This is a genomic window from Roseburia amylophila, from assembly GCF_025567465.1.
Taxonomy (GTDB): Bacteria; Bacillota; Clostridia; order Lachnospirales; family Lachnospiraceae; genus Roseburia_C; species Roseburia_C amylophila.
Window position 1 is genome coordinate 38327 of sequence record NZ_JAOQKI010000015.1, and the last position, 20378, is coordinate 58704.

The 20378-nt window shown below is 43.4% G+C and carries 10 protein-coding genes, 3 tRNA genes and 1 rRNA gene; 3 read left to right on the forward strand and 11 right to left on the reverse strand.

Features of this window, described 5'->3' with window-relative positions:
• The first annotated feature begins 285 nt into the window (after positions 1-285).
• Positions 286-780 carry a DUF6512 family protein gene (locus tag OCV43_RS10240; protein ID WP_262624034.1) on the forward strand — a complete coding sequence of 165 codons (495 nt, stop codon included), beginning with the start codon at positions 286-288 and terminating at the stop codon, positions 778-780.
• Between the two features lie 425 nt (positions 781-1205).
• Here the strand turns inward: OCV43_RS10240 and OCV43_RS10245 are convergent.
• From OCV43_RS10245 to OCV43_RS10265, 5 genes are all read right to left on the reverse strand, one after another.
• A tRNA-Met gene (locus OCV43_RS10245) sits at positions 1206-1279 on the reverse strand.
• A 23-nt stretch (positions 1280-1302) separates the two neighbouring features.
• Positions 1303-1375, reverse strand: a tRNA-Val gene (locus OCV43_RS10250).
• Positions 1376-1582: 207 nt separating this feature from the next.
• Positions 1583-2434, reverse strand: coding sequence for a DegV family protein (locus OCV43_RS10255; RefSeq protein ID WP_262624035.1), 852 nt, complete (start codon positions 2432-2434; stop codon positions 1583-1585).
• Positions 2435-2459: 25 nt separating this feature from the next.
• Entirely contained in the window at positions 2460-4880 is a 2421-nt protein-coding gene (locus OCV43_RS10260) for a homocysteine S-methyltransferase family protein (RefSeq protein ID WP_262624036.1), read from the reverse strand.
• Positions 4877-6685 (reverse strand): bifunctional homocysteine S-methyltransferase/methylenetetrahydrofolate reductase, encoded by a 1809-nt coding sequence (locus OCV43_RS10265; RefSeq protein WP_262624037.1) that lies wholly within the window; start codon positions 6683-6685, stop codon positions 4877-4879. Before OCV43_RS10265 ends, OCV43_RS10260 begins: the two co-directional genes overlap by 4 nt.
• 169 nt (positions 6686-6854) lie before the next feature.
• On the opposite strand from OCV43_RS10265, the gene OCV43_RS10270 reads away from it, so the two are divergent.
• Entirely contained in the window at positions 6855-7694 is an 840-nt protein-coding gene (locus OCV43_RS10270; RefSeq protein ID WP_262624038.1) for a Cof-type HAD-IIB family hydrolase, read from the forward strand.
• Between the two features lie 29 nt (positions 7695-7723).
• On the opposite strand, the gene OCV43_RS10275 is transcribed toward OCV43_RS10270, so the two are convergent.
• Positions 7724-11527 (reverse strand): phosphoribosylformylglycinamidine synthase, encoded by a 3804-nt coding sequence (locus OCV43_RS10275; RefSeq protein ID WP_262624039.1) that lies wholly within the window; start codon positions 11525-11527, stop codon positions 7724-7726.
• Between the two features lie 178 nt (positions 11528-11705).
• Between OCV43_RS10275 and OCV43_RS10280 the strand changes: the two genes are divergently transcribed.
• Complete coding sequence (locus OCV43_RS10280) at positions 11706-12590, forward strand: LysR family transcriptional regulator (protein ID WP_022243377.1); 885 nt, start codon at positions 11706-11708, stop codon at positions 12588-12590.
• Here the strand turns inward: OCV43_RS10280 and OCV43_RS10285 are convergent.
• From OCV43_RS10285 to OCV43_RS10305, 5 genes are all read right to left on the reverse strand, one after another.
• Positions 12585-14936: an ATP-dependent DNA helicase gene (locus OCV43_RS10285; RefSeq protein ID WP_262624040.1), complete on the reverse strand. Its 2352-nt coding sequence runs from the start codon at positions 14934-14936 to the stop codon at positions 12585-12587. The two genes, OCV43_RS10280 and OCV43_RS10285, sit on opposite strands and share 6 nt — an antisense overlap.
• A 251-nt stretch (positions 14937-15187) precedes the next feature.
• Complete coding sequence (locus tag OCV43_RS10290) at positions 15188-15415, reverse strand: HPr family phosphocarrier protein (protein ID WP_117698613.1); 228 nt, start codon at positions 15413-15415, stop codon at positions 15188-15190.
• 516 nt (positions 15416-15931) lie between these two features.
• Entirely contained in the window at positions 15932-16885 is a 954-nt protein-coding gene (locus tag OCV43_RS10295) for a magnesium transporter CorA family protein (protein WP_262624041.1), read from the reverse strand.
• A gap of 434 nt (positions 16886-17319) precedes the next feature.
• A tRNA-Trp gene (locus OCV43_RS10300) sits at positions 17320-17390 on the reverse strand.
• Positions 17391-17478: 88 nt separating this feature from the next.
• Positions 17479-20375 (reverse strand): 23S ribosomal RNA (locus tag OCV43_RS10305).
• Between the last annotated feature and the right edge of the window lie 3 nt (positions 20376-20378).

A 20378-nucleotide genomic window follows, 5' to 3' on the forward strand; every position in this document is an offset into this window, starting at 1 on the left:
CCTCTGTTCCCGCCCTCGGGCTTTCGCCCTATCTCGGTACAGCTCCGCAGTGCACGCGGGAAGCTGCAAAGCACCTTCCCGCTCTCGGGCTTTCGCCCTATCAAAAACAAGGAAAATCCAGTTTTGTCTGCAAGCAGCCAATCTGGATTTTTCTTGTTTTTGGCACTGCTCAATGCTTATGGACATTATACCACACTGGAGGTATTTTCTGATAGCTGTTTATAGATTTCTTTTTTCATATTATTTCCTGTTTTGCATCATACTATAGTTTCAGGAGGTATTTTTATGAATTCTAAAAAACTTTTTATCTGGGGTTTTCTCTTTGTGTCTGTGATTGGATCCCTATTACATTTCGTCTATGAATGGTCCGGTAACAATTCCATCGTACGGCTTTTTACACCATGGAATGAATCCACCTGGGAGCACATGAAGCTTCTTTTCTTTCCAATGCTGGTTCTTGTGCTTTTTCTCTTTTTCAAACTGCCGGAACAAAGTCCGATTCCAGTAGCACTCTCCATTGGGACGCTGGTTGGGTTGGCATTGATTCCAATTCTCTTCTACACATACACCGGTGTGCTGGGCTTCTCTGTCATGGCAATTGATATTGCTATTTTCTACATCAGTGTTCTGGGTGCCTTTCTTATCGGATGGTTCCTGAAAGATAACCGCGAACTTGCCAATCGCAGGGGACTGCTTCTTACCTGCCTGGTAATTCTTGCAATTCTGTTTTTTATCTTCAGCTACTATCCGCCTGGGATTGGGCTTTTTCAGGAGCCATAAGCTATTTTTAAATATAGAAGCAGGTAGGTAAGGGCTTTACAAGAAATTGGGTAAGAAACACTCTGTTTGCAGTGTTTCTTACCCAATTTGCTACGGTGCAATGCTTCTGGCTTCCCGGAATTGTGACTTTACTGAGTCAGATTGGGTAAAATAACGGCTTTTTCCAGCTTTTTTTGCCCAATTTGCTACAGTGCGGCGCTTTCCGCTTCTGAAAATCGCAGCTTTGCTGAGCTAGATTGGGCAAAGCAACGGCTGTTTCCAGCTTTTTTGCCCAATCACAACTGTTCTATACGGGAACTAGACTAGAAGCACTCTTCGCTGCCCACGCACCGACAGAATTCACCACCTGCAGTTCTTTCCTGATGCCAGATTTTTTCTTGCTACTCGCAAAAAAAGAATCCTGCATCTGCAAGATTCTTTTTCAGTAGCGGAAGGGAGATTTGAACTCTCGACACCACGGGTATGAACCGTGTGCTCTAGCCAACTGAGCTATTCCGCCATATTCAATTATTTGTTTTGGAATGGGACCTACAGGGCTCGAACCTGTGACCCTCTGCTTGTAAGGCAGATGCTCTCCCAGCTGAGCTAAGATCCCATATTCCTGCGGGTTACTCATCTGCAACCCGCTTTGCTAGTATACTATATAGGAATAGTGAAGTCAAGCACTTTTTCAAAAATATTTTTGAAATATTTAAAATTTTTGAAAATATTTCAAGATTCAAAATTACTCCAATAATTCTGTCAAGCTGCCGGATACCTGCCTTATGAGATACCTTTGCAAATCATACATCTCTCCTTCTCCCTACTCCTTCGCAATAAACAAAACACCCAGTGTTCCCGGTCCACAATGGCTGGATACTACACCACCGGCTCTTGTTTCTAAAATTTCATAAAAGACATGCAGGTCATTGAGATAAGCCCGTACCTTATCTACAATTTCCGGTGCACTGCCGGCGTGAGTGATAAATACACGTTCCGGCCGGGCATTCTTCATTGCTTCTTCCATGTCTTTCACATAAGAGAGAACAACCTTTTCCATATTGCCACGGTATTTCTTGCCCGGTCCCATCTTACCATCCTCAACACCAATCCGCGGATGAAGCTTTAATGCACCTCCGGCTAAGGCAGCCAGTCCACTGCATCTGCCACCACGATAAAGATAGGTTAAGGTGTCTACCACAAAGCTTGCCCGAACCAGAGGCTTTAATTCTTCAATGCGTGCAGTAATCTCTGCCGCGCTCTTTCCCTGCTGTGCCATTTCGGCTGCTTCTATGACAAGAAGTCCGATACCGGTAGAAAGGTTTGCTGAATCGATTACAGTCACCAGATTTTCCGCATTCAGTTCTTCCGCTGCAAGACGCATCACATTCATGGAAGAAGACATCCCGGATGCAATGGCAAAACAGATAACCTCCTGACCTTTTTCTACATAAGGCTTTAACAATTCTACTGCCTGCTCTGCGGATGGTGCTGAAGTCTTTGGAGTGGTCTTGTGTTCATCCGACCAGTCAAAAATCTCCTGCGGAGTAATATTTACTCCATCCAGATATTCTTCGTCACCTAATAAAATGTGAAGCGGAAGAATGGTAATATCATAACGTTTTACCAGTTCTTCAGATAAATCACAGGTACTATCTGAAATTATCTTTACCATATCAAAAACCTCCCAAAATAAAAATTTACATTTCTTCCAGTAGACGTTCTACCAGTTTTACACAATCAGCTGCATCCGGGGAATAGCCATCTGCACCGATTTCATCTGCAAAGCTCTGTGTAATTGCTGCGCCACCGACGATAATCTTGCTGTTGCAGCCGCGCTCTTTTGCCAGTTCTACCACATCCTTCATACGCATCATAGTAGTGGTCATCAGGGCAGAAAGTCCGATAATCTGGGCATTTTCTTTTAACGCTGTATCCACAATAATATCCGCTGCCACATCCTTGCCAAGGTCTAAGACACGATAACCATAGTTACGGAGCATCAGTGCTACCAGATTCTTACCGATATCGTGTATGTCACCTTCTACGGTTGCAATAATAATGGTTGCCTTTGGCTCTGCGTCCTTATCTTTGGAAAGCATTGGCTCCAAGTATTCAATGGCATGCTGCATAGTCTGCGCACTGGAAATCAGCTGCGGCAGGAAATAAATCTGTTTGTCAAAAAGAACACCTACTTCATTAATGGCAGGAATCAACTGTCCATTAATAATCGCTCCCGGTTCTTCTCCTGCTGCCAAAGCTTTATCTACTTCTTTTAAAATATTGCCCTTATTTCCCTTTAATACACAATCAAATACCGGATTTGCCGGCTCTAAAGCGCCTGCCGAAGCTGCGTTAACGGTTGCCGGAGCTTCCTTCTGTGCCCGTTGGTTCATCCGATTGATATAGCAGATATCGGAACCTTCTTTATGTAAAAGCATATCCGAAGCCACTGCCGCATTCATTAATAAATCCTGGGATGGATTTGCAATTGCCATCGTAAGTCCTTTTGCAATTGCCATGGTAAGAAATGCACTGTTTACATAAATACGTTCCGGCAGACCGAAGGAAATATTGGAAAGTCCACAGGCTGTGGCAAGGCTCAATTCATCCTTACAATACTGGATGGTATCAAAACATTCCAATGCTGCCAGCGGATTTGCACCTACCGTTGCTACCAGTCCGTCCACGATAATATCTTCTTTATGAAGACCGATTTTTAAGGCGGCATCTAAAATGGTACGGACAATCTGCCGCTTCTCTTCTGCGTCTTTTGGAAGTCCCTCGTCAGAAAGCGGAAGCAAAATAAACATTGCTCCATATTTCTTTGCAATCGGAAGCAATTTTTCGAATTTCTCTTTTTCTAAGGAAATAGAGTTAATCAAAGCTCGTCCCGGATAAATACGAAGTGCTGCTTCAATAATATCCACATGGGATGAATCGATACAAAGCGGACAATCCACCGTATAAGTAACCTCATGAATGGTATTTAACATCATCTGTTTCTCATCAATTCCATTCATACCCATATTGACATCCAGAATGGCTGCACCATTTTCTTCCTGCGCCCGTGCCATATCACGAACCATATTAAGGCTGCCTTCCCGAAGCTCTGCCTGCAATTTCTTCTTTCCGGTCGGATTAATCCGCTCACCAATTACCATAAATGGTCCGTCCAAATCAATTTCTACCGTCTTACGCTCGGAAGTAAGCACTCTTCGTCTTGGTGCTTCCACATGATGGATTCCCATTGGTTTTACTTTATCTGCCAATGCCTTGATATGTGCCGGGGTCGTTCCACAGCATCCACCAATAATCGAAACGCCTTCTTCGACTAATTTTGCACCAACTTCCGCAAATTCTTCCGGTGTGGTCTTGTATACCGTTACACCATCCTCTAATTCCGGTAATCCGGCATTTGGCTTTGCCAAAACAGGAACATAAGCATATTCTACGGTCTGGCGAATCGGCTCTAACATTTCCTCTGGTCCTGTGGAGCAGTTCATTCCCACTGCATCAGCACCCAGACTCTGCAACGTAACTACCGCAGTTACCGGATCTGTTCCATACAAGCTTCTGCCATCCTCGTTATAAGTCATACTTGCCATAATCGGCAAATCACAGGTTTCACGGATTGCCAGCACAGCGGCTCTTGTTTCCTGCAGACTCATCATGGTCTCAATGATAAACAAGTCTACTCCCGCATCTGCCACAACTTTGACCTGTTCTTTATAAATATCTACCAGTTCTTCAAACTGCAATTCACCCATCGGATAAAGCTGCTGACCGGTCATGGTAATATCACCAGCTACCAGCGCTTTTCCGCCTGCTGCCTCTTTGGAAATGGCAACTAATTGCTGGTTCATCTCTACCAGCTTATCTGCCAGTCCATATTCTTCTAATTTAATGCGGTTTGCAGTAAAGGTCGGTGCCAAAAGAATCTGTGTTCCAGCCTCCACATAAGCCCGCTGCAAATCTATCATGGTCTGTGGATGCTCTAAAATCCACTGCTCCGGACAGACTCCTACCGGCATTCCTGCATTCTGAAGATTGCTTCCGGTTGCACCATCTAAGATAACCGGTCCATTTTTTACTAATTCTTTAAATTCCTCTCTTGTCATCTGCGTTCTTCCTCCTGTCGGATTGCCTCAATAATTCTCGCAATTAAGCCCGTCCGGTTAAATGGTGTCATAAAATAAAATCCGTCTGCAATATCATATAATTTTGCTGCGATTTCAACAGATAATTCAATTGCCACTTCTTCTGCCTCTTCTCTTGTCATATCTTCCCGATACCGGTTTACAATTTCATCGGAAACATGGATGCCCGGCATCTCATTTTTCACAAACATTGCATTCTTATAGCTTACCAGCGGCATAATACCGCACATGATTTTGGTGTCAATGTGTTCTTTGATATAAGTCAGTCTTTCCACATCTTCCTCGGTATATACCGGCTGTGTCAGGAAATAACCGCATCCTGCTTCCGCTTTACGCTTCATCCGTTCAATAATCGCATCCGGATTGGCGCCATGATAATTCAGTGCACCACCATAATAAACCGGCTCCTGTGCAAAAACTTCTAAATTCATTTCCTTAACATACTGCATCAGTTTGATGGAATTGAAATCAAAAACAGAAGTCACTCTTTCGCGGTCTGCCCTTGAAACCGGGTCTCCGGTCACAATCAGGAAATGGCGGACATCATTCATATGCATGCCTAAAAGACCTGCACGCAACGCAATCACATTGCGGTCACGGCAGCTGATATGTGGCATTACTGCCACACCGGTCTTCTGCTGGATTTTCACTGCCAGCTGTCCGGCATCCATTCTCGCCCGCGCCATTGGGGAATCGGAAAGGGTAATCAGATCCACATTACATTTTCTTAAATCTTCTGCTCCTTTCATAACCTTGGATGCATCCTCGGAAAATGGCGGGTCCAATTCTACAATATAAGCCTTCTCCCCATGGGAAAGCTTCTCTTCAAAAATAGATGGAGTTCTTGTAACCTCCTGCGTTACTACATTTTCAATTTTCTTTGCTGCCTTCGGCACATCCTGTAACTCGCCAGAAAGCAAAGCAATATATTCCGGTGTGGTTCCACAGCAGCCACCTAAAATATCTGTGCCAAGGGCTGCAATATCCTTCATTTTTTCTGCATAATAAGATGCATTATTGGAATAGATTGTCTTTCCTCGCAAAGTATATGGGTACCCTGCATTTGGAAGTGCTGATACGAATTTGTCACTGGAGAACTTCAGGTTCTTCATAAACTGATACATATGGGTACTGTCCAGTTCACAGTTAAATCCATAGGCATCCACATTTTCCATCTCGGAAGCTTCTACTGCCACACGTTGCATGGAAAGACCGGAGCGGGTGTATCCACTCTTGTCAAACGCAAACTGCACCAGAATAAATGCGTCTGATTTTTCTTTGATATATGCCGTCACCGGCTCAATATAGGTAAAGTCACTCTGTGTCTCAAATACAAAACAGTCTGCGCCACAAGAAAGGAAGGTGTCACAAATTTCTTTGTACTCCTGTAACACATTGTCATAGTCCTGATGGTCAAGATCATAAATCGGTCCTAAATCTGCTCCGATAAATACCGGAATCTCTTTTCCATTTTCTGCCTGAAATGCGGTTACTGCTTCCTTTGCAATCTCATAGCCCGCCCGGACTGTCTCTTTTACTTCCTGCATATCTGCAAGAAACATGGTATTTGCTGCAAATGTATTGGTGCGGATCAGCCTTGCTCCCGCACGCAGATATTCTAAATGAATCTCCTTAATCTGCTCCGGATTCTTAAGATTCTCCTTTTCTGCAATCACGGTATCTTCGCTGTATTTTTCCTCATAATAAGTGCCCATGGCACCATCGGTTATCAGTCTTTGTTCTTTGATATATTCCTTTATATTCATAGTATGCTCCAGTTTATCTCACATTTGAATTCCTACTAATTATATATGTAAACTCCTTTTCCTGCAACTTAAAAATATAAATTTAATCCGGTGATTTGCTTTTTTCATTTTCTGTGCTACACTGTTATTCATTGACAATGATATTTTCAAATACAAAGGAGTACACTTGATGAATTCAGTAAAGCTAATTGCCTTAGACATTGATGGCACCCTCTATAATAAAGACGGTGTCATTACCTCTTATAATAAAGAAATGATTCGAAAAGCCGTAGAAAACGGGATTACCGTTATTATCTCCACCGGCCGGCCTTATATCGGTCTTCCTGTGGATGAAATGAAGGAGCTTGGCATCCAATATGCCATTACTGCCAACGGTTCTGCGGTATACCGCGTCCCGGAAAAGGAACTGCTCTTAGATGAAAGCATGGATACCGATTTAAGTGTCCGGCTGTTACGCAAGCTCTATACGCAGTATCTTCATATCGATGCCTTTATCAATGGTGACGGCTATACCCAGTTTTCCACCAGCGAGCTTACCAACTTATTAGATATTCCGGATTCCTTAAAAAAATATATCCAGACCACACGGAAGACGATTACTGACTTAGCTGCTTATATCGAAGAACATAAACTTTGTGTTTCAAAACTGACTTTAAACTTTGCACCGGATGCAGATGGAAGCTATACCACAAGAGAAAAAACAAAAGAAATCTTAGACACCTTCCCGGAAGTCACTTATGTGTCCGGCGGTTTTCATAACTTAGAAGTTACCAGATGCGGCATTGCCAAATCCAAAGGACTTAAATTCCTCTGTGATTACCTCCACATTTCCATGGAAGATACCATGGCGGTAGGTGACAGCGAAAATGATCTTGATATCGTCAAAGCTGCCGGCATTGGCGTTGCCATGGGAAATGCGCAACAGCTCTTAAAAGATTCGGCTGATTTCATTTCCCTTTCCAATGAAGAAGATGGTGTTGCATACGCAATCGAGCGGTTCTGCTTTTAACAGAACCGCTCGGTTTTTATTTTACTATTTTATTTAAAGTATGCTACTCCACTTTCGAACAGCTTCATATCCTGCTCGCCGTAAATGTTGACTGCAACAGACTCTCCACGACGCTCTGCATGTGCCATCTTACCAAGGACACGTCCGTCCGGACTGGTGATACCTTCGATTGCCATGTAAGAACCGTTTACGTTCCACTCTTCATCCATGGTTGGAACACCGGCTTCGTTTACATACTGGGTTGCCACCTGACCATTCTCGAAAAGCTTGTCTAACCACTCCTTTGGAGCAACGAAACGACCTTCTCCATGAGATGCCGGGTTACAGTATACGCCGCCAAGCTCAGCCTGTGCTAACCATGGGGACTTGTTGGTCACTACCTTGGTATATACCATCTTTGAAATATGACGTCCGATGGTATTGTAGGTCAGAGTCGGTGAATCCGGTCTCTGGTGTGTAATCTTGCCGTAAGGAACCAGACCTAATTTAATCAGTGCCTGGAATCCGTTACAGATACCAAGTGCAAGACCGTCACGCTCATTTAAAAGCTTGTTTACAGCTTCTTTCATCTTCTCATTACGGAATGCTGTTGCAAAGAATTTTGCTGAGCCTTCCGGTTCATCTCCTGCGGAGAATCCACCAGGGAACATGATAATCTGTGCTTCATCAATTGCTTTTACAAATACATCAACAGAATCACGGATGTCTTCTGCATTTAAGTTCTTAAATACCTTTACGGTTACATCTGCACCTGCATTTTCAAATGCTTTCGCACTGTCGTACTCGCAGTTGGTTCCCGGGAATACCGGAATAAATACATGTGGGCGGGCAACCTTGTGCTTGCAGACGTAAATGTCTTTGGTATCGTAAAGTCCGCTCTTCACTTCTTCTGTTCCGGTGGTTGCTCTGGTTGGGAATACTTTCTCTAAAGTCTGTCCCCATGCTTCGATTGCTTCATCCATGGAAATGCTCATATCACCATAGATAAAGTTCTTGCTGTCATTTACTGCACCCACAACAGCTCCGTTCGCTGCAAGGCCTGCTGCTGCAAGAATTTCCTGTGCTTTTACAACTTTATTTTCCGGAACTTCTGCTACGATATTTCCAAAGCCCGGTGCAAATAATGTTTCTTTTGTTACATCTGCATTTACAGTAACGCCAAGTTTATTACCAAATGCCATCTTGCTGACTGCTGCTGCAAGACCTTTTCCGTCTAATGCATAAGCTGCTACGATAACGCCTGTCTCAGTCATTTCATGAATTGCATCATAAAGCTTCATAACCTGTGCGTAATCCGGCATATCATAAGCATCTTTTTCGATGGTAAATAACATCAGCTTATCATTTTCTTTCTTAAGCTCCGGTGTGATAACATCTTTTTCTTTTGCTACATCAACTGCAAAGGATACCAGTGTTGGCGGTACATCAATTTCATTGAAGGAACCGGACATGGAGTCCTTTCCACCGATGGATGGAAGTCCGAAACCAATCTGCGCATTATAAGCACCAAGCAGTGCTGCAAATGGCTGGCTCCAACGACTTGGCTCCTCCGACATTCTGCGGAAGTATTCCTGGAATGTGAAACGAATCTTGTGGAAATCACCACCGGCTGTTACGATACGGGAAACAGACTCTAATACTGCATAAGCTGCTCCATGGTATGGGCTCCATGAAGATAAATATGGATCAAATCCGTAACTCATCATGGTTACTGTATCGCATTTTCCATTCATAACCGGAAGTTTTGCAACCATACTCTGTGTCTCGGTCAACTGATATTTTCCACCATATGGCATGTATACACTGCCTGCTCCGATGGAACCGTCAAACATTTCTACGAGACCCTTCTGGGAACATACGTTAAGGTCTTTTAATTCATTTAACCATGCTGCTTTCATATCGCCTGCTGCAACTGCTTCTTCTACAGCCTTTGTGCCGATTTTATTTAAATAATTCTCTTCTTTTACCGGAAGCTCTACCTTTACATCAGTCTCCTGATGTGCTCCGTTGGTGTCTAAGAATGCTCTGGAAAGATTTACAATTTCTTTTCCTCTCCAGGACAATACTAATCTTGGCTCTTCGGTTACAATGGCAACTTTCACAGCCTCTAAGTTTTCTTCTTTTGCATAATCTAAGAACTGCTGTGCATCTTCCGGTGCAACAACAACTGCCATACGCTCCTGAGACTCGGAAATAGCAAGTTCTGTTCCGTCCAGTCCGGCATATTTCTTAGGTACTTTATCCAAATCAACCTGTAATCCGTCTGCAAGCTCTCCGATTGCTACGGACACTCCACCGGCACCAAAGTCATTACATTTCTTAATAATGTGGGCAACTTCTTCTCTGCGGAAAAGTCTCTGAATCTTACGCTCGGTAGGTGGGTTACCTTTCTGAACCTCTGCTCCACAGGTATCAATGGATTCTGTATTGTGTGCTTTGGAGGAACCGGTTGCTCCACCACAGCCATCACGTCCGGTACGTCCGCCTAAGAGGATAATAATATCTCCCGGATCAGAAGTCAGTCTCTGAACGGCACGACGAGGTGCTGCTCCCATAACGGCTCCGATTTCCATTCTCTTAGCCACATAATCCGGATGATATACTTCTTTGACATATCCGGTAGCAAGTCCAATCTGGTTACCATAGGAACTGTATCCCTGTGCTGCGCCGCGAACCAATTTCTTCTGAGGAAGCTTTCCTTCCATGGTATCTTTTACAGATACGGTAGGGTCAGCAGCTCCGGTTACACGCATTGCCTGATATACATAGGTACGTCCTGACAACGGGTCACGGATTGCTCCACCAAGACAGGTTGCAGCTCCACCAAACGGCTCGATTTCGGTTGGGTGGTTGTGGGTCTCATTTTTAAAGTTTACAAGCCATTCTTCTGTCTTGCCATCTACTTCAACAGGCACTACGATAGAGCAGGCATTAATCTCATCGGACTCTTCCTGATCCTGTAATTTTCCTTCTTTTTTCAGACGCTTCATTGCCATTAATGCAATGTCCATTAAGCAGACAAATTTGTCATCTCTGCCTTCATACATTTTCTTGTGTGTATCAAGATAATCCTCATATGTCTTTTCCATTGGCTCTTTGTAGAAACCATCTTCAAATGCAACATTTTTCAGCTCGGTAGAAAATGTGGTATGACGGCAATGGTCTGACCAGTAGGTATCCAGCACACGAATCTCGGTCATGGATGGGTCTCTATCTTCTTCTCCATGGAAATAGTTCTGAATATGTAAGAAATCCTTGAATGTCATAGCCAGTCCAAGGGAATCATAGAGTGCTTTTAATTCCTGCTCCGGCATATCCTTAAATCCGGTCATAATCTTAACATCTGCAGGCTCCGGAAACTCTGTTACCAAAGTCTCAGGCTTCTCCATGCCGGTCTCTCTGGAATCTACCGGGTTGATGCAGTGATGCTTGATTGCCTCTAACTGCTCAGCGTTAATATCTCCGTAAATAACATACGTTGTTGCGGTACGGATAACCGGCTCTTCATCCTCTTTTAAAAGCTTCACACACTGCTCTGCAGAATCTGCTCTCTGGTCGAACTGTCCCGGAAGGAATTCAACGGAAAATACTTTTCCATCCCCCATTTCAAAATTCTCTTCATAGACATCATCTACCGGCGGCTCTGAAAATACAGTCTGAACTGCTCTTTTATATACATCATCAGAAATGTTTTCAATATCATAACGAATCAGGACACGTACCTTATCTACTGCGCTGATTCCAAGATAACTCTTAATCTCTGCATGTAACTCTTTGGCGCGTACTGCGTAAGCGTCTTTTTTCTCTACATACACTCTTCTTACCTTACTCATCTTCTACCTCCTGAATGTTTACTTTCTTATGCTCATTATAGCACGGCATTATGAATAAGAACAATTAATATATTTAATTTTATTTATAAGAGTTACTAATGTTGACACAGTTATAAGCGTCACTTATAATAAAGGAAAATATGTAAGATATGCATTCTGATATGACAAAGGAGCCGTTATGGATATTAATTACGAATTATATAAAGTATTCTACCACGTTGCTACTTCCTTAAGCTTCTCGGAAGCCAGCAAGCAGCTTTACATTTCCCAGTCTGCAGTAAGCCAGTCCATCAAGACCTTAGAAAAGAAATTAGAGCAGCCGCTTTTTATCCGTAGCACCAAGAAAGTCCAGCTTACTCCGGCAGGACAGGTTCTGTTAAAACACATTGAGCCTGCCATGAATCTCATCGCCCGCGGGGAAAACCAGCTCTTAGAATCCAATACTCTTGGGTTGGGGCAGCTTCATATTGCTGCCAGCGATACTATCTGCCGCTATTTTTTAGTACCTTATTTAAAAGAATTTCATAAAAAATTTCCCAGCGTTCCCATCAAGGTTACCAATGCAACCTCTCTTGGCTGCGTTGACCTCTTAGAGCAGGGAAAAGTCGATATTGCCGTTACCAACTGCCCGAATGTACGATTAAATCAATCCTACATCCGCAAAATGGTACTGGATTTTACGGATGTATTTATTGCGAATCCATCCTACTTTAATTTAAAACAACAGGAATTAAGTTTCCGGGATTTAACAAAATATCCTCTGCTGATGCTCGATAACAAGAGTACCACCAGCGAATTCATGCACAATCTCTTCCTTTCCCATCAGTTGGAGCTGATTCCGGAAATTGAACTGAGCAGTAATGACCTTCTGATTGACCTTGCCCGTATCGGTCTTGGTATCGCCTGCATTCCGGACTATTGCTTGAAACATGAATCTAAGGATTTGTTTATCTTAAAAACTTTAGAACCTCTTCCACGAAGACAGCTTGCTGTCTCCGTAAATCCGAATCTGCCGATTCTTACTTCCACAGAAGAATTCTTAAATCTGCTGCCGACATTATAAATGCTTTTCCTCCCAGAAGGTAGCCAGCTTTTCTTCCAAATTAGATAGCTGGCACACACTCCGCTGTTCCCACTCTCTTGGGAACAGCCGCTGATAATCATTCTGCAGAAAGCGTTCATCCAAAAGCTCGATAATTCCCACATCTTCTGCAGTCCGGATAACACGTCCCGCTGCCTGAAGTACCTTATTCATCCCCGGATACCGATAGGCATAGTCGAATCCCATGCCCTCTTTCTTATCATAATAATCTTTTAAAATTTCCCGCTCATTGCTAATCTGCGGCAGACCGGTTCCTACGATAATTGCGCCAATCAACTGCTCCCTCTTTAAGTCAATTCCTTCACCAAAGATTCCGCCCATGACACAAAATGCCACCAGTGACTCCTCTTTTTCTCCCTGAAATGCTTCTAAAAAAGCTTCTCTTTCTTCTTCCCGCATGCCGGATTCCTGACAGATGCAGGTAATTGTTTCATCCGTCCGCAGTTCAAATGCCTCATGCACTTTTTTCAGGAAAAGATAGGATGGGAAAAACACCATATAATTGCCCTTTTTCTTCTTTATTGTACGATAAATATAATCTGCAATCCTTCCGTATTCTTCCGGTGTTCTTCTGGTATATTTACTGCTGACATCATTTCCGATTAACAAAAGTCTCTTATCCTGAGAAAATGTTGTCTTTGCATAAACCGCATAATTATCCGTTTTATTCGTCAAAAGCTCCTTATAATACTGAACCGGCAGCAGCGTTGCCGAGAAGAAAATCGTAGCATTTCCCTTATCCAGACACTCCTGCAGATTAAAGGATGGATCCACGCAAAAAAGCTTTATGACAAATCTGCCCTCTTCATCATGCTGCCCGTAAATTACATAATGCTCGTCCACACGCTCATAGATATTCAAGAAATTTCTCAATTCAAAATAAAAATCAAGAACCACATCCCGCCCCGGGAACTCCGGATTCTTCTGCATATATTCTTCGATTTTTGCTGCAAGACGCATACAGGAGAAAATGAGATTCGGAATGCTTTCGTAAATCTGATAAGTTTCGCATTCTCTCTTATATTCCAACATCAGCTTATTGCATTTACCCAGTTCTTTCTCAATGGCAGAGCTTCTTGGCTTCATAATTTTCCGCACCGCAAGAATATCCTCTTTGACAAGGGCGGCACTATACATCTCCCGTCCACGTTCCACAAGATTGTGTGCCTCATCCACCAGAAAGATGTAATCACCCTTGATGCCATCTGCGAAAAAACGCTTTAGATACACATTCGGGTCAAAGACATAATTATAATCGCAGATAATATTATCCGCCCAGGTTGCCGTGTCCAGACACATTTCAAACGGGCAGACCTGATATTCTTTTGCATGTGCCAGCAAAACTTCTCTTGTCATATTATTTTCTTTCTGTAATAAATCGTAAACCGCATCATTTACCCGGTCAAAATGCCCCTTTGCATAAGGGCAGCTTACGGGATTACAGTCCACTTCCTCACAAGGGCATAATTTTTCTTTCGCTGTAATCTGCACACTCTTTGCCCGATAACCCTTTTCACATAAAATGCCAAGGGTCTCTTTTGCCACATTTGCGGTAACAGTCTTGGCAGTTAAGTAAAAAATCTTATCACCTAATCCTTCTCCCACCGCTTTGATTGCCGGATATAATGTAGAAATGGTCTTGCCTACTCCGGTGGGTGCCTGAATAAACAGATTCTTTTTTCTGGCTATCGTACGGTAAACCCCGGCAGCCAACTCTTTCTGTCCCTCCCGGTACGGAAACGGAAATGCCAGTTCTTTAATGGATGCCTGCCGTTTCTTCCGCCACTCATACTGAAAATCCGCCCATTTCTTATATTTTAAAATCAAATCTGAAAACCATTCCTGCAGCTGCTGCATGCTATATTCATAAGAAAAATATTTTAAATCTCCGGTATCGAGATTTCCATATGTCATCTGAACATTGATTTTCTGTAAATCATTCTGGATTCCATATATGTACGCATAGCACTTTGCCTGTGCCAGATGTACCTTTACGGGTTCTTCCAATAAGTCAAGGCTTAAATATACGCCTTTTATCTCATCAATGGTAACTGTTTCTTCTATTATAATGCCGTCTGCCCGTCCCCAGATTCCAAGCTCATAATTTTCTTCCTCAATGATAATATTTAAAGGAACCTCGGCATGGTAAGTGCTTCCCATCTTCTTTTGAATCTTCCGATGGAGTCTGCTGCCCGCCTGCATGGCTTCCATCGTATCAAGACTGGCTCTACGGTTATCAATGTCTCCGGAACGCAAGATAAACTCCACCAGATTTCGTACCGATATTCTTATCTGCTCACGTTCCATTCCGCTGTCACCTCATTTCATCCCATCTTATACTTATTTCTATTTACGCTATTCACTATTTTTTCTATTTATCAATTTTTGAAAAATCTCATTTTTCTAGCAGACTTCAAAGGAATTAAAACTTATTCTCATTTCATAATAACAAAAAAATACCAGATAGAAAAGACAATATCCAAATTGTCCGCTACCCGGTATTTCTTCTTACCTTATGAACCTGTATTTTCTGGCTGCCAGAAAACCTGTGCCATCATTTAAGCAGTTGCATACTTGCTTAATACATTCTCAAAGTTCATATCATGTCCGCCATACTTAACAGTAAGCTCTCGATTCAGATCAAGACTTAATACTCCAAGAAAAGACTTTGCGTCAATTATTACTCTATTGTATGAAATATCAATGTCAAAATCACATTTTCCTGCCTCACGTACAAAGTCTCTAACCTCTTCTGTGCCAGCTAATTTGATTTTCTTTTCATTCATTTTTTTCACCATCCTCAAAAAAATAAACTGATTTACTTTTGATTCTTGAGCATTATGACATCATTTCTTTTTTTTGTCAATTTTCGCTTACCATCTTAGTATATGAATTTTATGAGCATTTTACACAATAAATTTTTCTGTTTTTCTCCATTTTGGTCTTACCAAAATCAGTTTGCCTGTCACATTTTGTCGTTTTTTATGGTACTTTAGTCACATTTACAAGTTTTTTTTTACTCAGTCAATATTTTTTATCGTTTTTCACAAATTTTTGTGTCAAAAAATAAGGTAATAAGCCTCGCATTCCTTCAAAAGTCTTCAAAAAAGCTCCAAATTCCATCATTATTCCTAAACTTCTTTCTACACATAACATTTACATAATACTTACTATTGCACTTTTTTCCGTACATTCAGCTGTTTTCCATATAAGTGGACATTTTGTGTATTATAACGTGATTGTATCACTCATTAATTTCACTGATTGTCAATCATGCAAGTATGTTGACTCGCTTGCACTCATTACATTACGTCTTTCGAAGATATCCAGATCCGCTTTTTCTTGAAATATACTATCTCTATAATAATAAGAAGAACGGACACTCCGATTACTGCCAGATAACCATATTTCCATTGAAATTCCGGCATTCCCGGAAAATTCATTCCATACCAGCCTGTAATTAGTGTCAATGGCAAAAAGAGAGTTGTTACAATGGTCAGAATACTCATAATCCGGTTCTGGTGAATATCAATCTGCGTCTGATACATTTCACGGATTTGCTGTAAATACTCGCGGATTGTCTCTACGTAATTATGCAGCCGTTCCACACGATTCATATAGCGTTCCCAGCCCTGTTCCTCTTCTACTAAAGACTCCCGGTTCATATACATCTGCATGAAATCTCCCATATTCATCAACTGTTCATAATATGCCCGGCTCTCTGAAAGCTGCTTCCGATAACGCATAATTACTTCATTAAAATGCTCCGGTATCCTCTTAATTACAACATCCTCTACTTTCTCCAAATTTTCCTCTATCTTTTGCAGATAAAGAATATCATTGTCAATTAATGCATTACAAATAAAGAGCAACACCATATGAAGTGTGCAGCCATCAAACATATCATTTTTGACCTTTGCCAATATTTCCTGTAATTCCTCATCTTCTTCTATTAAAAATAGTTTATTTTCAAAGAGATAAAAGCCAAAGGAAAACTCTTTTTCCTTTTTACTTCCCTGTTTTGGTACATGTATAATCCCCTGTACACATTCATGAAATGCCTCTACTTTGCTATAGCGGATAAAACGCATGCTGCTAATCAGATTCTTTCGATGCGGATAATTTCCTTCTAATTGCTGAAATTCTTCCATATTTAATAGTATTATCTGCGGTTCTGATTCCTTTTCTATATTTTTCCCATTATCCCTTGCTAAAGAAAGTTCTCCTGATGCCGCATGCAACCAATACCTGTTCATTTCTCTTACAGCTCCCTTCCTCACAATCCTGTTTTCATTCATCACATATTTTCTTCTATGTCAGTAGACTGCCCTTTATAAAACTTCTCTTTCATTGCTTTCTCTTAGATTTTAACACTCTTTGTCTATTTTATACCACTTTTCTTTTTTATACAAAATTTACTGCTAATAGCTGTTTGTGAATTCATGCTAAGTCTGCCGGTAGCTTCTTACGAATACTTGACACAACTACGAGAAACATGCTTTGCGAGTTTCTCGCTACTCGCATAACAAAGAATGTGCCTTGGCACATTCTCGCGCCTGCGGCGGTCGCTTGCGACATCTACCTTATACGCCGCAGTGTGCATCCTCGCAGAGCGTTTTTTACTTTACAGGAAAGCAATTTCCTGTAAAGTAAAAAAAAGAAAGTATAAAATATACTTTCTGTTTAAGAACAGGGGTGGAAGGAATCGAACCCTCCTCTGGAGTTTTGGAGACTCTTATTCTACCGATGAACTACACCCCTATATGCTAAAATGACGTACAAGTACGTCACAATAGGTTTGTTTTGTAACATACCTTCAAAACTTCATACAGATTGTTTCCGAGTTGCTTTGGTCAAGCCCTCGACCGATTAGTAACAGTCAGCTCCACACGTTACCGTGCTTCCACCTCTGCCCTATCTACCTGATACTCTTTCAGGGGTCTTACTGTCTTATAGACAGGGACATCTCATCTTGGGGGGGGCTTCACGCTTAGATGCCTTCAGCGTTTATCCCTTCCGGACTTGGCTACCCAGCTATGGATTTGGTATCCAGCTGATGCACCAGTGGTCCGTCCAGCCCGGTCCTCTCGTACTAAGGCCAGCTCCCCTCAGATATCCTACGCCCGCGCCGGATAGGGACCGAACTGTCTCACGACGTTCTGAACCCAGCTCGCGTACCGCTTTAATGGGCGAACAGCCCAACCCTTGGGACCTGCTACAGCCCCAGGATGCGATGAGCCGACATCGAGGTGCCAAACCACTCCGTCGATGTGAACTCTTGGGAGTGATAAGCCTGTTATCCCCAGGGTAGCTTTTATCCGTTGAGCGATGGCAATCCCACTTTATGCCACCGGATCACTAAGTCCTACTTTCGTACCTGCTCCACCCGTCGGTGTCGCAGTCAAGCTCCCTTCTGCCTTTGCACTCTTTAAATGGTTTCCGACCATTCTGAGGGAACCTTTGAGCGCCTCCGATACCCTTTCGGAGGCGACCGCCCCAGTCAAACTCCCCGCCTGGCATTGTCCCACCGCTGGTTCACAGCGGCTGGTTAGAAACCCAATACTGCAAGGGTGGTATCCCAACAGCGACTCTGTTAAGACTGGCGTCCTAACTTCTTCGTCTCCCACCTATCCTGTACATGCAGTACCGAATCCCAGTACCAAACTGGAGTAAAGCTCCATGGGGTCTTTCCGTCCTGGCGCGGGTAACCAGCATCTTCACTGGTACTTCAATTTCACCGGATGTATTGTCGAGACAGTGCTCAAATCATTACGCCTTTCGTGCGGGTCGGAACTTACCCGACAAGGAATTTCGCTACCTTAGGACCGTTATAGTTACGGCCGCCGTTTACTGGGGCTTAAATTCAAAGCTTCGCTTGCGCTAACCTCTCCTCTTAACCTTCCAGCACCGGGCAGGCGTCAGCCCATATACTTCACCTTTCGGTTTTGCATAGACCTGTGTTTTTGCTAAACAGTTGCTTGAGCCTATTCTCTGCGGCCTGATTTCTCAGGCACCCCTTCTCCCGAAGTTACGGGGTCATTTTGCCGAGTTCCTTAACAATACTTCTTCCGTCGGCCTTAGGATTCTCTCCTCATCCACCTGTGTCGGTTTACGGTACGGGCACATATGGCACAATAGCGGCTTTTCTCGGCAGCCGGTCCGCATGCTTCGCTACTTTAGTTCGCTCCACATCACAGCAAGGACTTTCGTGTGCGGATTTGCCAGCACACCATCCCCTCTGCTTGTACCAGTCTTTCCATTCCTGGCTCATGCTTTCCTTCTGCGTCCCCACAGTTCTGACCATATGTGGTACAGGAATCTAAACCTGTTGTCCATCGGATACGCCTCTCGGCCTCTCCTTAGGTCCCGACTTACCCAGGGCAGATCAGCTTTACCCTGGAATCCTTGGATATTCGGCCGGAAGGATTCTCACCTTCCTCTCGCTACTCATTCCGGCATTCTCTCTTCTTATCCCTCCACTGCTCCTTATCGGTACAGCTTCGTCGGTCTTAAGAATGCTCCTCTACCAATCATACTAGGTATGATTCCACAGCTTCGGTGTTGTGTTTCAGCCCCGGACATTTTCGGCGCAGGGACTCTCGACTAGTGAGCTGTTACGCACTCTTTGAATGAATGGCTGCTTCTGAGCCAACATCCTAGTTGTCTTTGAATCCCCACATCCTTTTCCACTTAACACACACTTTGGGACCTTAGCTGGTGGTCTGGGCTCTTTCCCTTTTGACTGTCCAACTTATCTCGTACAGTCTGACTCCCGTTCATCATCTTAATGGCATTCGGAGTTTGATATTCTTTGGTAAGCTTTGACGCCCCCGCGGAAATTCAGTGCTCTACCTCCACAAGACTAAAACGAGGCTAGCCCTAAAGCTATTTCGAGGAGAACCAGCTATCTCCGGGTTCGATTGGAATTTCTCCCCTATCCACACCTCATCCCCACCCTTTTCAACGGATGTGGGTTCGGTCCTCCAACGCCTTTTACGGCATCTTCAACCTGGACATGGATAGATCACCCGGTTTCGGGTCTACTCCTACTGACTATAACCGCCCTGTTAAGACTTGGTTTCCCTTCGGCTCCGGACCTTAAGTCCTTAACCTCGCCAGTAAGCGTAACTCGCCGGACCGTTCTACAAAAAGTACGCGGTCGCACATATAAAGTGCTTCCACAGCTTGTAAACACAGGGTTTCAGGTTCTCTTTCACTCCCCTCCCGGGGTCCTTTTCACCTTTCCTTCACAGTACTATGCGCTATCGGTCACTAAGTAGTATTTAGCCTTACGGGGTGGTCCCCGCTTATTCCATCAAGGTTTCTCGTGTCTCGATGTACTCTGGATACCGCCATGTCAGCTCTTCTTTCGCTTACGGGACTTTCACCCTCTCTGGTCTGCTTTCCCAAAACAGTTCTGCTGGAATTGCTGAATCAATTATGCGGTCCGAACCCCGGAATGCACGCACTCCGGTTTGGGCTCTTTCCATTTCGCTCGCCGCTACTTTGGAAATCGATTTTTCTTTCTCTTCCTCCGGCTACTTAGATGTTTCAGTTCACCGGGTTCCCTTCCATACGTTATGGATTGGCGTATGGATACATGAGGTATTCTCATGTGGGTTTCCCCATTCAGACATTCACGGATCAATGGATATTTGCTCCTCCCCGTGACTTTTCGCAGCTTATCACGTCTTTCATCGGCTCTTAGTGCCAAGGCATCCACCCTGCGCTCTTCTTCGCTTGACCTTG

Bases quoted from the DNA above. Each gene is read 5' to 3' on its own strand.
- OCV43_RS10265 (WP_262624037.1), bottom strand. From the start codon at position 6,685: ATGAATATAAAGGAATATATCAAAGAACAAAGACTGATAACCGATGGT.
- OCV43_RS10290 (WP_117698613.1), bottom strand. From the start codon at position 15,415: ATGAATGAAAAGAAAATCAAATTAGCTGGCACAGAAGAGGTTAGAGAC.
- OCV43_RS10270 (WP_262624038.1), top strand. From the start codon at position 6,855: ATGAATTCAGTAAAGCTAATTGCCTTAGACATTGATGGCACCCTCTAT.
- OCV43_RS10275 (WP_262624039.1), bottom strand. From the start codon at position 11,527: ATGAGTAAGGTAAGAAGAGTGTATGTAGAGAAAAAAGACGCTTACGCA.
- OCV43_RS10255 (WP_262624035.1), bottom strand. From the start codon at position 2,434: ATGGTAAAGATAATTTCAGATAGTACCTGTGATTTATCTGAAGAACTG.
- OCV43_RS10285 (WP_262624040.1), bottom strand. From the start codon at position 14,936: ATGGAACGTGAGCAGATAAGAATATCGGTACGAAATCTGGTGGAGTTT.
- OCV43_RS10295 (WP_262624041.1), bottom strand. From the start codon at position 16,885: ATGAACAGGTATTGGTTGCATGCGGCATCAGGAGAACTTTCTTTAGCA.
- OCV43_RS10280 (WP_022243377.1), top strand. From the start codon at position 11,706: ATGGATATTAATTACGAATTATATAAAGTATTCTACCACGTTGCTACT.
- OCV43_RS10260 (WP_262624036.1), bottom strand. From the start codon at position 4,880: ATGACAAGAGAGGAATTTAAAGAATTAGTAAAAAATGGACCGGTTATC.
- OCV43_RS10240 (WP_262624034.1), top strand. From the start codon at position 286: ATGAATTCTAAAAAACTTTTTATCTGGGGTTTTCTCTTTGTGTCTGTG.